Annotated in this window: 16 protein-coding genes; 9 read left to right on the top strand and 7 right to left on the bottom strand. The window is 71.9% G+C overall.

Annotated features, from left to right (window positions below; genetic code table 11):
• Positions 1-887: 887 nt before the first annotated feature.
• Positions 888-1,568 (top strand): hypothetical protein, encoded by a 681-nt coding sequence (locus DSY14_RS20205; protein WP_211718167.1) that lies wholly within the window; start codon positions 888-890, stop codon positions 1,566-1,568.
• On the top strand, positions 1,555-2,565 hold the full coding sequence (locus DSY14_RS29305; protein WP_211718166.1) for an SRPBCC family protein: 1,011 nt from the start codon (positions 1,555-1,557) through the stop codon (positions 2,563-2,565). Before DSY14_RS20205 ends, DSY14_RS29305 begins: the two co-directional genes overlap by 14 nt.
• A 485-nt stretch (positions 2,566-3,050) precedes the next feature.
• On the opposite strand, the gene DSY14_RS20195 is transcribed toward DSY14_RS29305, so the two are convergent.
• From DSY14_RS20195 to DSY14_RS20180, 4 genes are all read right to left on the bottom strand, one after another.
• A complete protein-coding gene (locus DSY14_RS20195; protein ID WP_249188174.1) occupies positions 3,051-5,141 on the bottom strand; it encodes a xanthine dehydrogenase family protein molybdopterin-binding subunit in 2,091 nt (696 codons plus the stop codon).
• A complete protein-coding gene (locus DSY14_RS20190) occupies positions 5,138-6,127 on the bottom strand; it encodes a xanthine dehydrogenase family protein subunit M (RefSeq protein WP_211718165.1) in 990 nt (329 codons plus the stop codon). Before DSY14_RS20190 ends, DSY14_RS20195 begins: the two co-directional genes overlap by 4 nt.
• On the bottom strand, positions 6,124-6,627 hold the full coding sequence (locus tag DSY14_RS20185) for a 2Fe-2S iron-sulfur cluster-binding protein (protein WP_211718164.1): 504 nt from the start codon (positions 6,625-6,627) through the stop codon (positions 6,124-6,126). Before DSY14_RS20185 ends, DSY14_RS20190 begins: the two co-directional genes overlap by 4 nt.
• A gap of 126 nt (positions 6,628-6,753) precedes the next feature.
• Positions 6,754-7,437 (bottom strand): GTP pyrophosphokinase family protein, encoded by a 684-nt coding sequence (locus DSY14_RS20180; RefSeq protein WP_211718168.1) that lies wholly within the window; start codon positions 7,435-7,437, stop codon positions 6,754-6,756.
• Between the two features lie 299 nt (positions 7,438-7,736).
• Here DSY14_RS20180 and DSY14_RS20175 point away from each other — a divergent pair, with 299 nt between their 5' ends.
• On the top strand, positions 7,737-9,143 hold the full coding sequence (locus DSY14_RS20175) for an LURP-one-related/scramblase family protein (protein WP_211718163.1): 1,407 nt from the start codon (positions 7,737-7,739) through the stop codon (positions 9,141-9,143).
• A gap of 93 nt (positions 9,144-9,236) precedes the next feature.
• The gene (locus DSY14_RS20170) at positions 9,237-10,196 is read left to right on the top strand and encodes an NADPH:quinone oxidoreductase family protein (protein WP_211718162.1); all 960 of its coding nucleotides are present in this window, start codon (positions 9,237-9,239) and stop codon (positions 10,194-10,196) included.
• Between the two features lie 142 nt (positions 10,197-10,338).
• On the opposite strand, the gene DSY14_RS20165 is transcribed toward DSY14_RS20170, so the two are convergent.
• Positions 10,339-11,238 carry an LLM class flavin-dependent oxidoreductase gene (locus DSY14_RS20165; protein ID WP_211718161.1) on the bottom strand — a complete coding sequence of 300 codons (900 nt, stop codon included), beginning with the start codon at positions 11,236-11,238 and terminating at the stop codon, positions 10,339-10,341.
• A gap of 74 nt (positions 11,239-11,312) precedes the next feature.
• Positions 11,313-11,594, bottom strand: coding sequence for a GNAT family N-acetyltransferase (locus tag DSY14_RS20160; protein WP_211718160.1), 282 nt, complete (start codon positions 11,592-11,594; stop codon positions 11,313-11,315).
• A gap of 167 nt (positions 11,595-11,761) precedes the next feature.
• Between DSY14_RS20160 and DSY14_RS20155 the strand changes: the two genes are divergently transcribed.
• The 4 genes from DSY14_RS20155 to DSY14_RS20140 are packed head-to-tail and all read left to right on the top strand — an operon-like array spanning position 11,762 to position 15,538.
• Positions 11,762-12,517: an SDR family oxidoreductase gene (locus DSY14_RS20155; protein WP_211718159.1), complete on the top strand. Its 756-nt coding sequence runs from the start codon at positions 11,762-11,764 to the stop codon at positions 12,515-12,517.
• Between the two features lies 1 nt (position 12,518).
• Positions 12,519-13,307, top strand: a complete 789-nt coding sequence (locus DSY14_RS20150; RefSeq protein WP_211718158.1) for an SDR family oxidoreductase — start codon at positions 12,519-12,521, stop codon at positions 13,305-13,307.
• On the top strand, positions 13,304-14,326 hold the full coding sequence (locus DSY14_RS20145) for a phosphotransferase family protein (protein WP_211718157.1): 1,023 nt from the start codon (positions 13,304-13,306) through the stop codon (positions 14,324-14,326). The genes DSY14_RS20150 and DSY14_RS20145 overlap by 4 nt, the downstream gene beginning before the upstream one ends.
• Complete coding sequence (locus DSY14_RS20140) at positions 14,327-15,538, top strand: acyl-CoA dehydrogenase family protein (protein WP_211718156.1); 1,212 nt, start codon at positions 14,327-14,329, stop codon at positions 15,536-15,538. It abuts the gene before it with no gap.
• A 69-nt stretch (positions 15,539-15,607) separates the two neighbouring features.
• On the opposite strand, the gene DSY14_RS20135 is transcribed toward DSY14_RS20140, so the two are convergent.
• Positions 15,608-16,222: a TetR/AcrR family transcriptional regulator gene (locus DSY14_RS20135; RefSeq protein WP_211718155.1), complete on the bottom strand. Its 615-nt coding sequence runs from the start codon at positions 16,220-16,222 to the stop codon at positions 15,608-15,610.
• 309 nt (positions 16,223-16,531) lie between these two features.
• On the opposite strand from DSY14_RS20135, the gene DSY14_RS20130 reads away from it, so the two are divergent.
• A complete protein-coding gene (locus DSY14_RS20130; protein WP_211718154.1) occupies positions 16,532-17,056 on the top strand; it encodes a GbsR/MarR family transcriptional regulator in 525 nt (174 codons plus the stop codon).
• Positions 17,057-17,156 lie beyond the last annotated feature (100 nt).

Below are 17,156 nucleotides of genomic sequence, written 5' to 3'. Positions count from 1 at the left end.
GATCCCGGCATGCGGGTCCCGGCACGGACCCGACCACGCGGGCCCGGCCGGCGACGGCCATGGTCACCGCGGGGTCGGAGCCCCTCGCTTCGCAGACCGTGACTCTTGGTGCGATGTTCATCGTGCGCGGTGGTTATTCGGCCTCGGCCAAGGACGCATTACGGTGCGATTGAACGTCCCAGGAGGCCGGCCACGAACACCCGCGCCGCCACCCCGTGTGACAAAGGCGCCGGTCCGCCCGCACGCGAGGGCCCGCCCCGGCCGGGCGGACCCCGCGCTCCCCCGGAACCCTCGGCAAATCCCACCCCGGAAGACTTTGCCCGGCGTCCCGCCTTCTTTGCCCTCACCCCATCCGCGTGACCGGTCGCACACGGTAAGTGTGGAGGGCGGGGAACACTCGTCCCCGTCTTCTCCACAAGGGTCATGTCCTCATGAGCAGGAACACGCCTGTCGAGGGGTCCACCGACCGTCGACTCCGGCCGCACCCACGCCACGTACCCGCCGACCTCCCGCCAGGGACCCGTCGGCGGCTCGTCGTGCACGGGTTCGATCACCCGCGTGAGCGGACCGGCGCCGGGGAGCCGGTCGGACCGTCGGCACCGACGTCGGTCCGTGAGGGCCCCGTGACCGACCGGCCCGGGCGAGGAACCCGGTGCCCGACGCCCGACGGCACCACGGTGGAGCGTGTGCCCCGCCCCTCGGCATCGGCGCCGAGCGGCCGTTCCCGGGGCGGCCCGAAGCCATCTCCCGCCCGGACGTCCTGAGGTCCGCGAACGCGGGTCTCGACCCCGCCGGCGCGGAACGGCGCGACGTCCTTCCAGAACCGTCAACGCACGGGTCCCCAGCACCTGGACCTCTTCGACTTCCGTCAACAGAGGGACTGGACCATGCTCAACGCCATCAAGATCATGCTGGCCGCCATCATCGGCTACATCCTGGGTCGGAAACGCAAGTTCAAGCTCGCCGTCGCGCTGGGACTGTTCCTGGGTGCGAGGAAGCTGAAGATCGACCCGCAGAAGATCCTCGGCCAGTTGCGCCAAGAGGTCTCCGAACTCCCCGTGGTGGGCGAACTGACCGAACAGACCCGGGAGCAGTTGCTCGCGGGTGCCCGGGAGGCGATCAACAGGATCGTGGCGAAGTGGGCCGGGGACCTCGCGGCCTCCCTGACCGAGCGCACCGCTCACCTGACCGGCACCGCCACCGAGACGGCGACGACGACCGCCGACACCGCCGCGGGGGCCGCCACGGACGCCGCGGACACGGCGGCACGTGCCACCGGGGTCCGCACCGAGGAGGAACCGGAGGAGGGACCCGAGAACGGGCCGGACGACGAGACCGCCGAGGAGCCCGAGGAGCCGGAGGACGAGGAAGCGGAGGACGAGGAACCGGCGGTGGAGGAACCGGAGGCCGAGGAGAGCCCCGCACCACGGCGTCGCCGGACCCAGAGCGCCGAGAGCGAGCGCGGCCCTCGCCGGACCGCCACCCGCACCCGAAAGGCGGCCGACGGTGGACGCGCCAAGACCCGCAAGCGGCCGAGCGCGAAGGAGCGTGGCGATGAGTCCGAGTGAGGAAGAGGGCAAGGGGCCTCTGGCACGCCTGCGCGAGGCCGCCGACCGCAACGAGGGCACGTCCCTACTCGCCGACGCCGTGAGCGGCTATCTCTCGGCGAAGGCGCGCAGCGTGGTCTCCGACACCACCTCCAGGCTCGGCCACACCGTCGACCGCATCACCGGGGAGGGCGGGACGGCCGATGACTCCGGAGAGGGCGCGGAAGGGTCGGCACGGAGCGGTGGCCCGATCGGGCGGACCCTGGCGGCGGCCGGCCGCGGCGTCAAGAGCGGAGCCCAGGGCGTGATCGGCACATTGACCGGCGGCGCCGGTGACGACGGTGCGGACCCCGACGGTGGCGGCGACACCAGCGGCGGTAGTGGTGGAGGAGGGGGCGCCGGCGGCGGTAATAAGGCCACCAACATCGTCGAGGACATCGACGTGGGGGTCCCGGTGCGGGTCGCCTACGACCAGTGGAGTCGGCTCACGGACTTCGCCGACTTCACCCACCGGGTGGAGAGCGTGGAGGAGGGCGACGACGAGACCACCACCCGGTGGCGGGCCAAGATCCTGTGGTCGACGCGCAGCTGGAAGGGCATCGTCACCGAGCAGGTTCCGGACCAGAGGATCGCCTGGACCAGTGAGGGCGCCCACGGCACGACCAAGGGTGTGGTCACCTTCCACCCCCTGGGCGAGAACCTCACCCGGATCCTCCTGATCACCGAGTACACGCCACAGGGGTTCTTCGAACGCACCGCCAACCTCTGGCGCGCCCAGGGCCGACGCCTGCGTTTGGAACTCAAGCAGTACCGCCGCCACCTGATGATGCTGTCGGAGGAGGAGGCGTTGGGCATCGAGGGGTGGCGAGGGGAGATCCGAGACGGCGAGGTCGTCCTCTCCCACGAGGACGGCCTGGCCGAGGACGAGGAGAACGCTCGGGAGGAGCCGTACGAGGAGGACGAGCCCGGCGACGAGGAGGGGTTCGAGGACGACACGGAGGAGGACGAGGAGAGGTGAGCCCGTCCCGCCGCGCCCGGTGACGTGCGTGTGCGGCGAACGTCCACGGGTCCCCGCCCGGGCGTCGCACCCTGGACCGGTCCCCCGAGGACCGGGTCCCGCCCGGGGCGCGGGCCTCGGGCGGACCCTTCCGTCGATGACGCGTCGGGGTGGGAGGCCGCCGGCCGACCCGGCGACGCGCGACGACCCACGCACGCCGGTACACCGACCGAGAACTTCCGACATCAACGGCACCGAGCGTGCAGGACCAGGTGTCGGAGAACGGGACCGCCCACCCGTGCCCCCGTGAGCGGCGGGACGGCGGCACGGTCGCCATCGCCGGCCCAGCGCCCTGGTCAGCGACGATGCGGCGGTTCCCGCGGCCGAGGGACCGGCGCCGTCGGCACCGAGAAGGCCGCCCGTGGCGCCGACCTCGATCACGTGCCGAGACCACCGGAAACCCAGCGGGGCTCCCGTCCGTGACCTCGCGGACGGGTACCCGCCGCTCAGCCCAGGAACCGGTCCGGCGTCAACGGCAGATCACGGACCCGCACCCCCGTCGCGTGGAAAGCGGCGTTGGCGATGGCCGCCGCGGTGCCCACGATGCCGATCTCCCCGACCCCCGCCGCGCCCAGGGCGTTCACGTGCGGGTCGACCTCGTCCAACCACTCCGCCTCCACCCGCCCCACATCGGCGTTGGCGGCCACGTGATAGCCGGCCAGGTCGCCGTTGACGACGTGACCGAACCGGGGGTCCACGACGCCCTCCTCGTGCAGGGCCATCGACAGGCCCATCACCATGCCGCCGGTCAACTGTGACCGCGCGGTCCGCGGGTTGATGATCCGGCCTGCGGAGAACACCCCCAGTATCCGCGGCACCCGCACCTCGCCGGTGTCGGCGTTGACCCGCACCTCCGCGAACTGGGAGCCGAACGAGTACATCGCGTACTCCTCCCGCTCCGGGTTCTCGGGGGTCTCGGCCCGGGAGCGCGCACCGGGCGCGGGCCGGTCCCCGTGCGCGTCCCGGAAAGCGCGGGCCGCCGCCACGACGGCCGAACCCCAGGAGGAGATCCCCGAGGAACCACCCGCCACGCTGGCCGTGGGCAGCCGCGAGTCTCCGATGCGCAGCCGGACCCGATCCGGACCGCACCCGAGCGCGTCGGCGGCGATCTGGGTCAGGGCGGTCCACGTGCCGGTACCGATGTCGGCGGCGCCGATGGAGACGGTGTGGCTCCCGTCCCGTTCCAGGACGATCTCGGCCTCCGAGCCCGGCAGGGTCAGTCTCGGGTACACGGCCGAGGCCACCCCGGTCCCCACCCACCAATCACCGTCGCGGTGGCCGCGCGGGAGCTCCGGCCTCGTGTCCCAGCCGAACCGCTCGGCCCCCTGGCGCAGACACCGGGCCAGGTGGCGGCCGGACCACGGCAGCCCCGACTCCGGGTCGCGGCCCGGCTCGTTGCGCAACCGCAGCTCGATCGGGTCCAGCCCGCAGGCGTAGGCCAGCTCGTCCATCGCCGTCTCCAACGCGAACATCCCCGGTGCCTCCCCCGGCGCCCGCATCCAGAACGGGATCGGCACGTCGAGGGCGGCCAGCCGGTGCGTGGTGCGGCGCGCCCGCGCCGTGTACATCATCCGCGAGCACACACCGCTCTGCTCGGCGTACTCCTTGGCCAGGGAGGAGGTCTCGACCACGTCGTGGACGAGCGCGCCGATCCGACCGTCCTCCTCGGCGCCGATCCTGATGCGTTGGATCGTGTTCGGACGGTAGCCCACCAGCGAGAACATCTGTCTCCGCGTGAGCGCGAGCTTGACCGCGCGCCCCGGCAGCGCCCGCGCCGCCAGGACCACCAGGACGTTGTGCGCGTGCGGGGAGCCCTTGGAGCCGAAACCGCCGCCCACATGGGGCGAGATCACCCGGATCCGTTCGGCGTCCAGCCCCAGGACCTCGGCGAGCGTGCGCCGGACCACATGCACGCCCTGGGTGGAGTCGTACAGGACGAGCCGTTCGGGATCGGTCTCCCACACGGCGATCGAACAGTGCGGTTCCATCGGGTTGTTGTACTCGCGCGGGGTCCGGTAGGTGCGATCGATCCGCACCGTGGAGTCGGCCAGCACGGCGTCGGCGTCGCCCCGCGCGGTGTCGGCCTCCGCACCCGTGTTGACCTCCTCGGGACGGTACAGCTCCCGCCGGGCGGGCGGCAGCTCCACCTCGTGGTCGTCCACCTCGTAGTCGACCCGCACCAGCGTCGCCGCCTGGCGGGCGATCTCCGGGGTGTCCGCGACGACCGCCGCGACGATCTGACCGCGGAAGAACACCTCACCGTCCTGGAGGACGGCGAACTCCCGGTCCTCGGCCCCGACCGTCCCGGCCACGTCCGGCGCGGTCAACGTCGCGCGCACCCCCGTCAACCCCTGCGCGGCCGACACGTCCACCGACCTCACCCGTCCCCGGGGCACGGTGGACAGCACCGGATGCACGTGGAGGGGGTCGGGGAAGTCGTGTTCGTAGGCGTAGGGGGCGGTGCCGGTCACCTTGGCCCGTCCCTCGATCCGTTCCATCGGCGCACCGACGGCGCCGGAACCCTCCGTGCCGATCATGAGCCCACCCCCGTCAGGTCGCGCAACACCGCCGTGCAGGTGTTCACCGCCAGCGGCACCTTGAACGCGTTGTCCTTACCGGGCCGTGCCCGGGCCAACTCCGCCTCGGCGGCCACGCGCAGGCCCGCCTCGGTCAACGGTCTGCCCTCCAGCGCCGCCTCGGTCCGCCGCGCGCGCCACGGCGCGTGCGCGACACCGCCCAGGGCGATCCGCGCCTCGGTGATCCGGTCCCCGCGGACGTGCACCAGCGCGGCCACCGAGACCAGCGCGAACGCGTAGGAGGCCCGGTCGCGGACCTTGCGGTAGGCGCCCCGCCCCTCGGCCAGGGGCGCCGGCAGCTCCACCGCCGTGATCAACTCCCCCCGTTCCAGGACCGTGTCGCGCTCGGGCTCCGCACCGGGCAGACGATGCAAGTCGGCGAGCGGGACGCGCCGCTCCCCCGACGGCCCGAGGACGACCACCACGGCGTCCAGGACCAGCAGCCCGACCGCCATGTCCGAGGGATGCGTGGCCACGCACTGTTCCGAGGTCCCCAGCACCGCGTTGTCACGACCGTGGCCCTCCAACGCCGAACATCCCGACCCGGGTTCCCGTTTGTTGCAGGGGGTGGTGACGTCCTGGAAGTAGACGCAGCGGGTGCGCTGCAGCAGGTTCCCGCCGGTCGTGGCCATGTTGCGCAACTGTCCGGAGGCCCCCGCCAGCAGCGCGGAGCTCAGTACCGGGTAGGACCGCCGAATCACCGGGTGCGCCGCCAGATCGCTGTTGGTCACCCCCGCGCCGATGCGGACCCCACCGTCGGGCGACTCCTCGATGGTGTCGTCGACCGCCCCGCGCACGTCGACCAGGGCGGTGGGCGAGGCGACCCCCAGTTTCAGGTGGTCGACCAGGTTGGTGCCGCCGGCGAGAAAACACGCTCCGGGGTCGGCGGTGACGGCCTCGACCGCCTCCCCTGCGCCGCCGGGGCGCGCGTAGGTGAAGGGGTTCATGGGGCCGCCCTCCTGATCGCGGCCACGATGTGGGGGTAGGCACCGCAGCGGCACAGGTTCCCGCTCATGCGTTCCCGGATCTCGGCGTCGGTGGCCTCCACCGGCCCCTCGGGGTCCTCGGTGACGTGGCTGAGCCATCCGGAGGCGACCTCGGAGAGCATGCCCACCGCCGAGCAGATCTGACCGGGTGTGCAGTACCCGCACTGGAAGGCGTCCTCGTCCAGGAACGCGCCGGCGACCGGGTGGAGTTCGTCTCCGTCGCCCAGGCCGGCCGCGGTGGTCACGCGCGCACCGTCGTGGGCGACCGCCAGGGAGAGACAGGCCAGGACGCGGCGGTCCTCCATAAGGACCGTGCAGGACCCGCACTGGCCGTGGTCGCACCCCTTTTTCGGCGCGTACACCCCCAGACGGTCACGGAGCGCGTCCAACAGGGTGGTCCGGGTGTCGACCGTGAGCTCCCGACGCTCACCGTCCACCGTCAATGTGATCGTGCTGTCCAAGATCGGTTCCTTCCCGGGTGGGGTGGGTCCCATCCCCTACGCCTCACCGGGAAGTGCTCACGCCAAACAGCGGGTGCCGCGCGCGACCGGGATCCTTTGCGCTCCCTTTCCGCAACGGCCCCGGGGTCAGTCGGAGCGGCGGGAGTTGACCCGGTCGGCCAGCGCGTCGAGCAGCTCGGCGGCGATCGGGAGCCGACGGAGCTCGTCGGGCCCGGGCAGGGGGTTCTGGGCGCGGTCGCCCAGCTCGCGCACCTCGCCGTGCAGCCGCTCCATCGTGACGTCCAGCCGGTTGGCGGTCTCCGCCGCCGTCCGCAACTCGTCCAACAGGTCCTGGGGCACCGCCTTGGCGTACTTGTAGTAGATCTTGTGCTCCAGGCTGGCCCAGAAGTCCATCGCGATGGTGCGGATCTGGATCTCCACCGGCACCTCGACGGTCCGGTCCGACATCCGCACCGGTGTGCACACCAACAGGTGCAGACTCCGGTAGCCGTTGGCCTTGGGCGAGCGGATGTAGTCCTTCTCCTCCGTGATCCGGATGTCCTCGTGCCCGGCCAGCATGTCCCTGATCGCGTAGGTGTCCGAGACGAAACTGCAGGTCACCCGGATACCCGCGATGTCCAGGATCTCCTTGGCGATGCTGTCCAGGTCCAGCGGGACCCCGCGACGACGCGCCTTCTCCAGGATGCTGTAGGGGGTCTTCAGGCGCGAGCCGACGTGTTCGATCGGGTTGTGGTCGTTCGTGTAGCGGAACTCCTCGTTGAGGATGTTCACCTTCGCCATGAGGGTGTCGATGGCGAACTTGTAGGACATCAGGAACCGCGCGACGTCCTCGCGCGCCTCCGACAACGCATCGGACACGTCTTCCACCACAACCGTCCCCCTGGACACCACCGACCCCGTGCTCGCATGCTACCCATCACCGTGGAGACGCCGGGTCGGTGCGCGGGGCGCCCCGAAAGCGCTCTCCACAGGGATCCGGAACCGGGCACCGCATGTGCGCGTCGAAGCCAGGCGATAGGTTTTCAGCGGGATTCTCCGGAATCCTCTCCCCTCCCCGCCTGAACACGCACTCGGCCGCCCGGCGGGCGGCGGCGCCGGAAAGGCCCCACATGCACGCACCCCTGTTCACCGCCCCCGTGCTTCTGGTCGAACAGCCCCGACACCTGTACGCCAACGAGGGCCACTACGAGGTCCTCGCCGAGTCGGGTCGGCCCCTGGCGTACGTCAACGAGCACATGAACGCCTGGTCCCCGCGCGGCGGTGACCAGCGCCCGCACCGGTTCACCATCTACGGGACCGACGGACACCCACTGCTCACCCTCGACAAGCCCTGGGACCGCGGTCGGCCCTACATCTACGTGACCGGTCCGCACGGCGAGCCCTACGGCAGCATCGTGCAGGACCGTTCCTTCATGGGGTCGCGCTTTCGGCTCAACGATGCGCGCGGCCACACCGTCGCCGAGATCCGCGGCGACTGGAACGGCTGGGACTTCACCGTCCTCGATCACGCCGGCATCGAGATCGCGCGCATCGGCAAGGAGCACCCCGGTCTCATCGAGCGCTTCTTCACCACCGAGGACCGCTACGCGCTGGAGTTCGCCTACGACCTGCCCTGGCCGCTGCGCCGGCTCGTGATCGGCGCGGCCATCACCATCGACGTGCTCCTGCACGAACGCGAACCGGAGTTCTACCACTCCCACTACGCCGACTTCGGCCGCCACCCCGAGTACGGGTACCAGCCGCGCCACCACTGGCACCACCCCCGACGCGGTTACATCGTGACCCGACGCGTACGTCCGCCGCTGGTGGTGCACGAGACGTTCCGGCCGGCCCGCCGCAGCGGCTACGTTCCCGTGCGCGAACGCGTGGTCGAACCACGCGGCGGGTACCGCACCCACGGGTCCCGTTCTGGAGCGGGCCGCGCGTCGGCCGCGTACTCCGAGGAGCCCCGGCGCACCGCCCGGGCCGACCGGCGTGCCGGGGGCGGCTTCGCCTCCCGGTCGGAGTCCTCCTCCCGACGTGCCGGGGGCGGCTTCGCCTCCCGCTCGGAGAGTCCCTCCAGCGGCGCCTCGGCCCGTCGCGAACGGCAGGGCCGCAGCGCCGGGGGCGGTCGCACCGGCGGCGGCTCCACGTCCCGGTCGAGCGGTCTGTTCGGCGGCGGTTCCGGCGGTGGGTCCTTCGGCTCCGGTGGTTCCGGCGGCTCGACGGGCGGTTCCTCCTCGTCACGCTCCGGTGGTGCCTCCCGGTCCTCTGGGAGCTCCCGCGGTTCGGGGGGCGGTCGCTCCTCCGGTGGCTCCTCCCGGTCCTCCGGCGGTTTCCGCAGTGCCGGCGGTCGTTCTTCCGGCGGTGCCTCCCGCTCCTCCGGCGGCTTCCGCAGTGCCAGTGGCCGCTCCTCAGGGGGCTCCTCCCGGTCCTCCGGTGGCCGTTCCTCCAGCAGCCGGTCCTCCGGGAGCCGGTCGTCGAGTAGCCGCTCGTCGAGCAGCCGCTCCTCCGGCGGTTCGTCCCGGCGGCGTTGACGCGTCCGTGGGCGCCCGGCCGGGCGCCCACGGCGCCCGCACGCCGATGGCATACCATCTGGTCGGTATGCCTCCCCGTAGGAAGGACCGGCCATGCGCGCCATCCAGATCACCGAGTTCGGCGGACCCGAGGTCCTCACCCTCACCGAACTGCCCGATCCCGAGCCCGGCCCCGACGGACTCCTGGTGGACGTCACCCGCAGCGGCGTCAACTACGCCGACACCCACCAGGCCGAGAACAGTTACCTGGCCCCTTCCAGGCTCCCCATGGTCCCCGGCGCCGAGATCGCCGGCCGGACGGCCGACGGCCGACGGGTCGTGGGGCTGCTCCCCGGCAACGGCGGCTACGCCGAGAAGGCCGTGGTCGAACCGGGGATGGCCTACGAAATCCCCGACGGCGTCTCCGACGAGGCGGCGCTGGCGCTCCTCGTCCAGGGCGCCACGGCCTGGGTGCTCCTGCGCAGGAACGTGCGCGTGGAACCGGGCGAGACGGTCGTCGTGCACGCCGCCGCCGGGGGTGTGGGCTCCCTCGCGGTCCAGCTGGCCCGACGCTTCGGCGCGGGGCGGGTGATCGCCGTCGCCGGCAACGAGAGCAAGCGCGAACTCGCCCGGGAGCTCGGCGCGGACGCGACCGTGGACTCCGCCGCCCCCGACATGACCGCGGCTCTCATCGAGGCCAACGAGGGGCGGCGTGTGGACGTGGTCCTCGACATGGTGGGCGGGCGCGTCACGGACGAGAGCGTCCGCGCGCTGGCGCCGTTCGGGCGACTGGCGTTCTACGGGATGGCCTCGCGGGAACTGCCCTCCCCGGTGCAGCCGGCCAACCTCATGCGTTTCTCCACGACGGTGAGCGGCATGTGGCTGCCGCACGCCCATCTCCTGCCGGGCGACGTGGTCGGCACCGCCATGCGGGAGTTGTTCGCGTTGGTCGCCGAGGGCGGCCTCCGTCACGTGGAAGGACGGAGTTACCCCCTGTCGGAGGCCCGTCGTGCGCACGAGGACCTGCGGGGGCGGGGCACGGTCGGCAAGCTGACCCTGGACACCTCCGCGTGAGCGGAGCCTGCTCGACGCTCACCTTGACGATGTAGATCTACAGTGGATCCGAAAGAGGCCCCTTCCCTGTGTCGAGGGGAGGGGCCGCGGTTCCGTCAACGTCGCTTCGGGACGGGTCCGCCGAAGGTCGGCGCCGGTGGCCTCAGCCCCGGGCCCTGCGGACCGCCTCCCGCACCGCGGGCACGACCTCGGCGGCGAACAGCTCCACCTGCGCCGACGACTCCTCCTCCGGGCACAGGACGAAGGTGTCCATCCCGTACTCCAGGACGAACCCGGTGATCTGCTCGACCCAGTGGTCGACGGGGCCGTCCAGGGGCCGATCCGACCCGGTCGTGTCACCGATGGAACCCCAGAGGTTGTACACGCGCCGGATGGACGCGGGGTCGCGGCCGGCCTCCGCGGCACCCTCGTCGATACGCGCGTGCATGCCCGGGAGCTTGTCGGGTCCGGCGAAGGCGTGGGACGGCACCCAACCGTCCGCCACCCTGCCGACCTCCTTGAGCAGGCGCGGGCCCAGCACCCCCAACCAGATCCCCATGTCGTGGGCGGGCAACGGACCGGGCTTGACCCCGGCCAGGCGGTAGTGCTCACCCTCGAATCGCACCGAGGGCCGGTCCGACCACAGGAGGCGGATCACCTCGACCGCCTCCAGCAGGGCGTCGGCGGCCTCACGCGGGCTCCGCCGAGGACCGCCCATGGCCTCGATCGCCTCCCAGAACCCTCCGGCGCCCAACCCCAGTTCGAACCGCCCGCCGGAGAGCACGTCCAGGCTCGCGGCGTTCTTGGCGATGAGCGCGGGTGGCCGCAGCGGCAGGTTGGCCACGTCCGGGAAGACCCGCAGCCGTTCGGTACGGGCCAGGACCGTGGCCATGAGCGCCCAGGTGTCCAGGTGACGGCGCTGGTAGGGGTGATCCTGGATGCCGACGAAGTCGAGCCCACCGCGTTCGGCGGCGTCGATCACGCCCCAGGTCCGGTCCAGCGTCGCGGCCTCCGGCGAGGGGAAGACCCCGAAAGCGATCTCCCGTCCGTAGTCGATGCCCATGTCCCGCCTCCCGGTTCTCGGCCCCGTCCGGGCCGCGCCCTCCGGTCCTGCCCGACGGCGCGGAGGTCACACCCTCAGCGGTAGACGACGGTGGCGTACTCCGGGTGGCGTTCGATCCACCCCTTGACGAACGGGCACATGGGCAGCACCGACAGACCACGGGAGCGCGCGTCGTCCAGAGCCGCGCGGATGAGTGTGCCGCCCACGCCCTTGCCTTCGAAAGCGCGGTCGACCTCGGTGTGGGTGAAGGTGATCATGGTGTCGGTGAGGATGTACTCGGCGTACCCGGCCTCCTCGTCGTCCACGGTGATGACGTAACGGCGGTGGTCCGGAACGTCCTTGACCTCGGTCGCCATGGCAACCCTTTCTCTCGGGAGCTGCGGGAGGGTTCCCGCGCGGGCCCGTGGTGTTCCCGCTCGCCCCCATTGTCGCCCCCCGACCGACCCCTCGTCCCCTTGCGGCGCACACGGCCGCGGACGTAGAGTCGGCCGTGCATACCGACCAGTCGGTCTAAGGAGTACGCATGACTTCGCGGTTCGGCGGCCGCACCGCCGTCATCACCGGCGCCAGTCGCGGCATCGGTCTGGCCATCGCCCGGCGCCTCGTCGACGAGGGCGCCCGCGTGTGCGTCACCGCACGCAGGCCCGAGCCCCTCCAGGAGGCGGTCGCCTCCCTGGGCGGCCCCGAACACGCCATCGGCGTCCCCGGCCGCGCCGACGACCCCGACCACCAGGACGCCGCCGTCGCCGCCACCCGGGAGGCCTTCGGCGACGTCGACCTGTTCGTCAACAACACCGGCATCAACCCGGTCTACGGCCGCATGGTCGACCTGGACCTGGCGGCGGCGCGCAAGATCTTCGAGGTCAACGCGCTCTCGGCGATCTCCTGGGTGCAGAAGGTCTACAGGGCCGGGATGGCCGAACACGGTGGCGCCATCGTCAACGTCTCCTCCGTCGCCGGACTCAAGCCGGCCCCCGGGATCGGTTTCTACGGCGCCACCAAGGCGATGCTCACCCACATCACGGAGGAGCTCGCGGTCGAACTCGGCCCGGGTATCCGGGTGAACGGGGTCGCCCCGGCCGTGGTCAAGACCCGCTTCGCCGAGGCCCTGTACGAGGGCCGGGAGGAGAAGGTCGCCGCCCAGTACCCGCTCAACCGTCTCGGTGTGCCCGAGGACGTCGCCGGAGCGGTCGCGTTCCTGCTCTCCGACGACGCCTCCTGGGTCACCGGCCGCACGCTGGTGCTCGACGGCGGCGTGACCCTCACCGGAGGTGTGTGAGATGGCTCTGGACCCGAGGGACGCGGGTGTGGTCGTCACCGGTGCCGGCAACGGCATCGGGGCGGCCGTGGCCCGCCGTCTGGCCGCCGCGGGCGCACGTGTGGTGGTCAACGACCTGGACGGCGCGGCCGCCGAGGCCGTCGCCGGTGAGATCGGCGGCATCGCGGTGCCCGGAGACGCCGCGGGTGAGGCCGGGGTGACCGCGCTCATCGCCGAGGCCGACGCCCATCTGGGCGGCATCGACCTCTACGTGGCCAACGCGGGGATCGCGCACCAGGGCGGGCCGGAGGCGCCCGACGCCGACTGGGACCTGTCCTGGCAGGTCAACGTCATGGCGCACGTGCGCGCCGCTCGTGAGCTGCTTCCCGGCTGGTTGGAGCGCGGGCGCGGGCACTTCGTCTCCACCGTCTCCGCGGCGGGCCTGCTCACCATGCTCGGCAGCGCCCCCTACTCGGTGACCAAGCACGCCGCCCTGGCCTTCGGCGAATGGCTGTCGGCCACCTACGGGGACCGCGGCGTCACGGTGCAGTGCCTGTGCCCGCAGGGCGTGCGCACCGCCATGTTCGAGGACGCCGGCGAACAGGGACGGGCCATCCTCGCGCCCGGATCGATCACCCCGGAGGAGGTCGCCGACACGGTGATGGAGGCGTTCGGCGACGGACGATTCCTCATCCTGCCGCACCCGGTGACCGCCGGGTACTACGCCGCACGGGCCACCGACACCGACGGGTGGCTGACGGGGATGCGCCGACTCCAGGCCAAGGTGTTCACCGACCGGGAGAGCGCGTGAGCACGGGCGCCGAGAACCTGCCCGGGCTCGATCCGGAGCGGCTGCGCGCCCACCTGGATCGCGAGCGCCCCGGCCTGGTCGCGGGGCCGCTCACCGGTCGGGTGATCACCGGAGGCAAGTCCAACCTGACGTACCTGGTCACCGACGGCAGCGGTTCCTGGGTGGTGCGCCGTCCGCCCCTGGGGCACGTGCTGGCCACCGCCCACGACATGGGGCGCGAGTACCGGGTGATGACGGCGCTGCGCGACACCGACGTCCCCGTCCCGCGCACCCACCTGCTGTGCGAGGACACCGACGTGCTGGGCGCCCCGTTCTACGTCATGGAGCACGTCGCCGGCACCCCCTTCCGCACGCTGGAGGAGATCACACCGCTGGGCGCCGACGGAGTGGGGGCGGTCGCCGAGCGCCTGGTCGCGACCCTGGGGCGGTTGCACGCGGTCGATCCGGCCTCGGTGGGACTGGCCGACTTCGGCCGACCGCAGGGGTTCCTGGAGCGCCAGGTGCGCCGGTGGAGCAGGCAACTGGAGGCCTCGCGCAGCCGTGACCTCCCCGGCATCGACGAGCTGCGCGACCGGCTCACGGCGGGCCTGCCCGCACCGTCGGCGCCGGCGATCGTGCACGGCGACTACCGGCTCGACAACGTGCTGGTCACCGATGACGGTGAGCTCACCGCGGTGCTCGACTGGGAGATGGCCACCCTGGGCGACCCGCTCGTCGACCTGGGGTTGATGCTCGTCTACCGGGAACGACCGGTCACGGGCGGGGACCACCCCGCCACCTCGGCGGCGGGTTTCCCCTCCGCCCGGGAGCTCGTGGCGATGTACGCGGCCGCGACCGGCCGCGACGTGTCGCGGCTGGGCTGGTACGTGGCCTTCGGGTGCTTCAAACTCGCCGTGATCGCGGAGGGCATCCACTTCCGCCACAGTCGGGGACTCACCGTCGGTGCGGGGTTCGACGGCATCGGCGACGTGGTCGCGCCGCTGGTGGAACGCGCACACACCATGCTCCAGGAGGACTGAATGGACTTCGCCCACGACGCCGAGACCGAGGAACTTCGGGGACGGCTCCTGGCCTTCATGGACGAGCACGTCCACCCGGCGGAACCGGTGTTGGAGGCCCAGCTCGCCGCACGCGAGGACCCCTGGTCCACCGCGCCCGTCATCGGTGAGCTCCGGGCCGAGGCCCGCGCACGGGGGCTGTGGAACCTGTTCCTGGCCGGCCACCCCGAACACGGCGGGCTGCCCAACCTCCGGTACGCGCCGCTCGCGGAGATCACCGGCCGCAGCCCACGGCTGGCCCCGGCCGCCCTCAACTGCGCCGCGCCCGACACCGGCAACATGGAGGTGCTGACCATGTTCGGCACCCCCGAGCAGAAGAAGCGCTGGTTGGAGCCGTTGTTGGACGCCCGGATCCGCTCCGCGTTCGCGATGACCGAACCGGAGGTGGCCTCCTCCGACGCCACCAACATCACCACCCGTATCGTCCGCGAGGGCGACGAATACGTGATCAACGGGCACAAGTGGTACATCACGGGTGCACTCAACCCCGACTGCGCGGTCCTCATCGTCATGGGCAAGACCGACTCCGACGCCGACCGGCACAGGCAGCAGAGCATGGTGCTGGTGCCCCGGGACACCCCGGGGGTGACCATCGAGCGGGGCATGCGGGTGTTCGGCTACGACGACAGTGACCACGGTGGACACGCCGAGGTGCGGTTCGAGAACGTGCGCGTTCCCGTCGACCACCTCATCGGCGCCGAAGGACAGGGCTTCGCCATCGCCCAGGCACGTCTGGGACCGGGTCGGATCCACCACTGCATGCGTTCGATCGGCATGGCCGAGCGCGCTCTGGAGATCACCTGCCGACGGGTGGTGGACCGGGTGGCGTTCGGCCTTCCCCTGGCCGAGCAGGGTGTGGTGCGCGAGTGGATCGCCGAGGCCCGGGTGCGGATCGAGCAGTTGCGCCTGCTCGTCCTCAAGACCGCCTACCTCATGGACACCGTGGGCAACAAGGGGGCGCACACCGAGATCCAGGCGATCAAGATCGCCACCCCGCGCACCGTGGAGTGGATCCTGGACAAGTGCGTGCAGGCGCACGGCGCCGCCGGGGTCGGCCAGGACCTGCCCCTGGCCGCCTGGCAGGCGGGTGTGCGTTCGTTGCGGCTCGCCGACGGTCCCGACGAGGTGCACCTGCGTTCACTGGCCCGCGCGGAACTGCGCAAGTACACCTAGCGCGGGCCGCGAGGGGTGTGAGGGGCGGGGCCGGAGCCGTGGATCGCGCCCCTCCCCCGGGGCGCGGGATCAGTCCCGGGGACGCAGACCGGCCAGGAGCAGGTCGGCGAAGTGCCCGCCCACGTCCCGGCCGGACAGGGCTCCGTCGTGGCGGTACCACGTGCTCAGGTGGTGCACCGAACCGAAGTAGTAGTCGATGACGAGGTCGGCGGGCATGTCGGCGCGGAAGACACCCTCGCTCTGGCCCTGCTCGATCATGGAGCGGAACAGTTCGTGGTACTTACGGCGTTCGGCGCGTACGCTGCGCTGCTTCTCCGGAGCGAGTTGGTGCATGGACCGGAAGAAGATGGTGCTGTCGTCCAGGTTGGCGACGGTGGTGACGATGACGTCGACGGCGGCCGCGTGCACGCGCTCGGCGACGGGGGCCTCCCGGGACGAGATCTCCAGCAGGTGGTCGGTCTGCATGCGCAGCACCCGGGCGTAGACCTCGTACAGCAGGTCGTCCTTGGAGCCGAAGTAGTGGTACATCGCGCCCTTGGTGACCCCCGCGGCGGCGACGACCTCCTGGACCGAGGTGCCCTCGAAGCCCCGTTCGGCGAACAGACGGGTCGCGGCGCTCAACAGGCGCTCGGGCACCGTGCCGCGTGGGGTGTCCCCCTCCTCGGTCCGCCGTGCACCGCTCATGTCCCGTCCCCCCTCGTGCCCCCGTCCCCCGACGAGTCGACTGTCTATCGGGACAGCATACCGACCGGATGGTACCCGGTGCACACGCGCCAGGAGTGGCGCCGCACACCCCGGAACAGCGCCTCCGAACCAGGCGTCCCGAGGGGCACGGACGTCGTCCCGGGGCTCCCCCGCGCGGAGCCCCGGATGACCCTTCCGGTCCCCCGACGAGCACCGCCGGCAGCTCCGGCCGGCGGCGAGGGCGCGAGGAGCGCGCACCGGCCGCGAACCCCCACCACGAACCGGTTCCCCGGCCGCTAGGCTGTCACCATGGCGGCGCGAACACAGACGACGGGCGAGTTCCGGGACGCGTTCGTGGCCCGTTTCGCCGCGTACTGGCAGTCCCAGGGGCGCTCCAAGAGCGAGGGCCGGATCGTGGGCTACCTGCTGGTGGCCGACCGGGACGCCGTCGACGCCGAGGAGATCGCCGCGGGCGCGGGCGTGAGCCGCGGCTCGGTGTCGCAGGCGGTGCGCGCGCTGCGCGAACTGGGGTTCGTCACGTTGGTCGACGCCCCCGACCGACGCTCCAAACTGGTCAGCATGGACGAGGACGTGTGGGGCGGGTTCCTGCGCAACGAACGTTCCTACCTGCGCCACCAACGTGACCTGGCCGCCTCGGCCCTGGAACGCCTCCCGGACCTGGGCCCGTCCTCCCGGCGGCGCCTGCGCAACATGCACGACTACATGACCTGGCTGGACGGCCACCACGACACCCTCCTGGAGCAGTGGGAGGACTACAAGGCCCGCCGGGACGCGGACGACGAGTCCCCACGACCCACCGAGAGCGACGCCTAGGTGTACTGACCACGGAGGTTGGTAACACCCACCCCGCCCGACACACGACAAGAGGGCCTCCGGTATCGGTGTGGATTGCGACGTCCCACCGGCCACCAGG

It is taken from the genome of Nocardiopsis sp. MG754419, assembly GCF_018207095.1.
GTDB lineage: Bacteria > Actinomycetota > Actinomycetes > Streptosporangiales > Streptosporangiaceae > Nocardiopsis.
The sequence above is the reverse complement of the archived record's forward strand: the minus strand, read 5'-3'. Positions and strand labels throughout refer to the sequence as shown.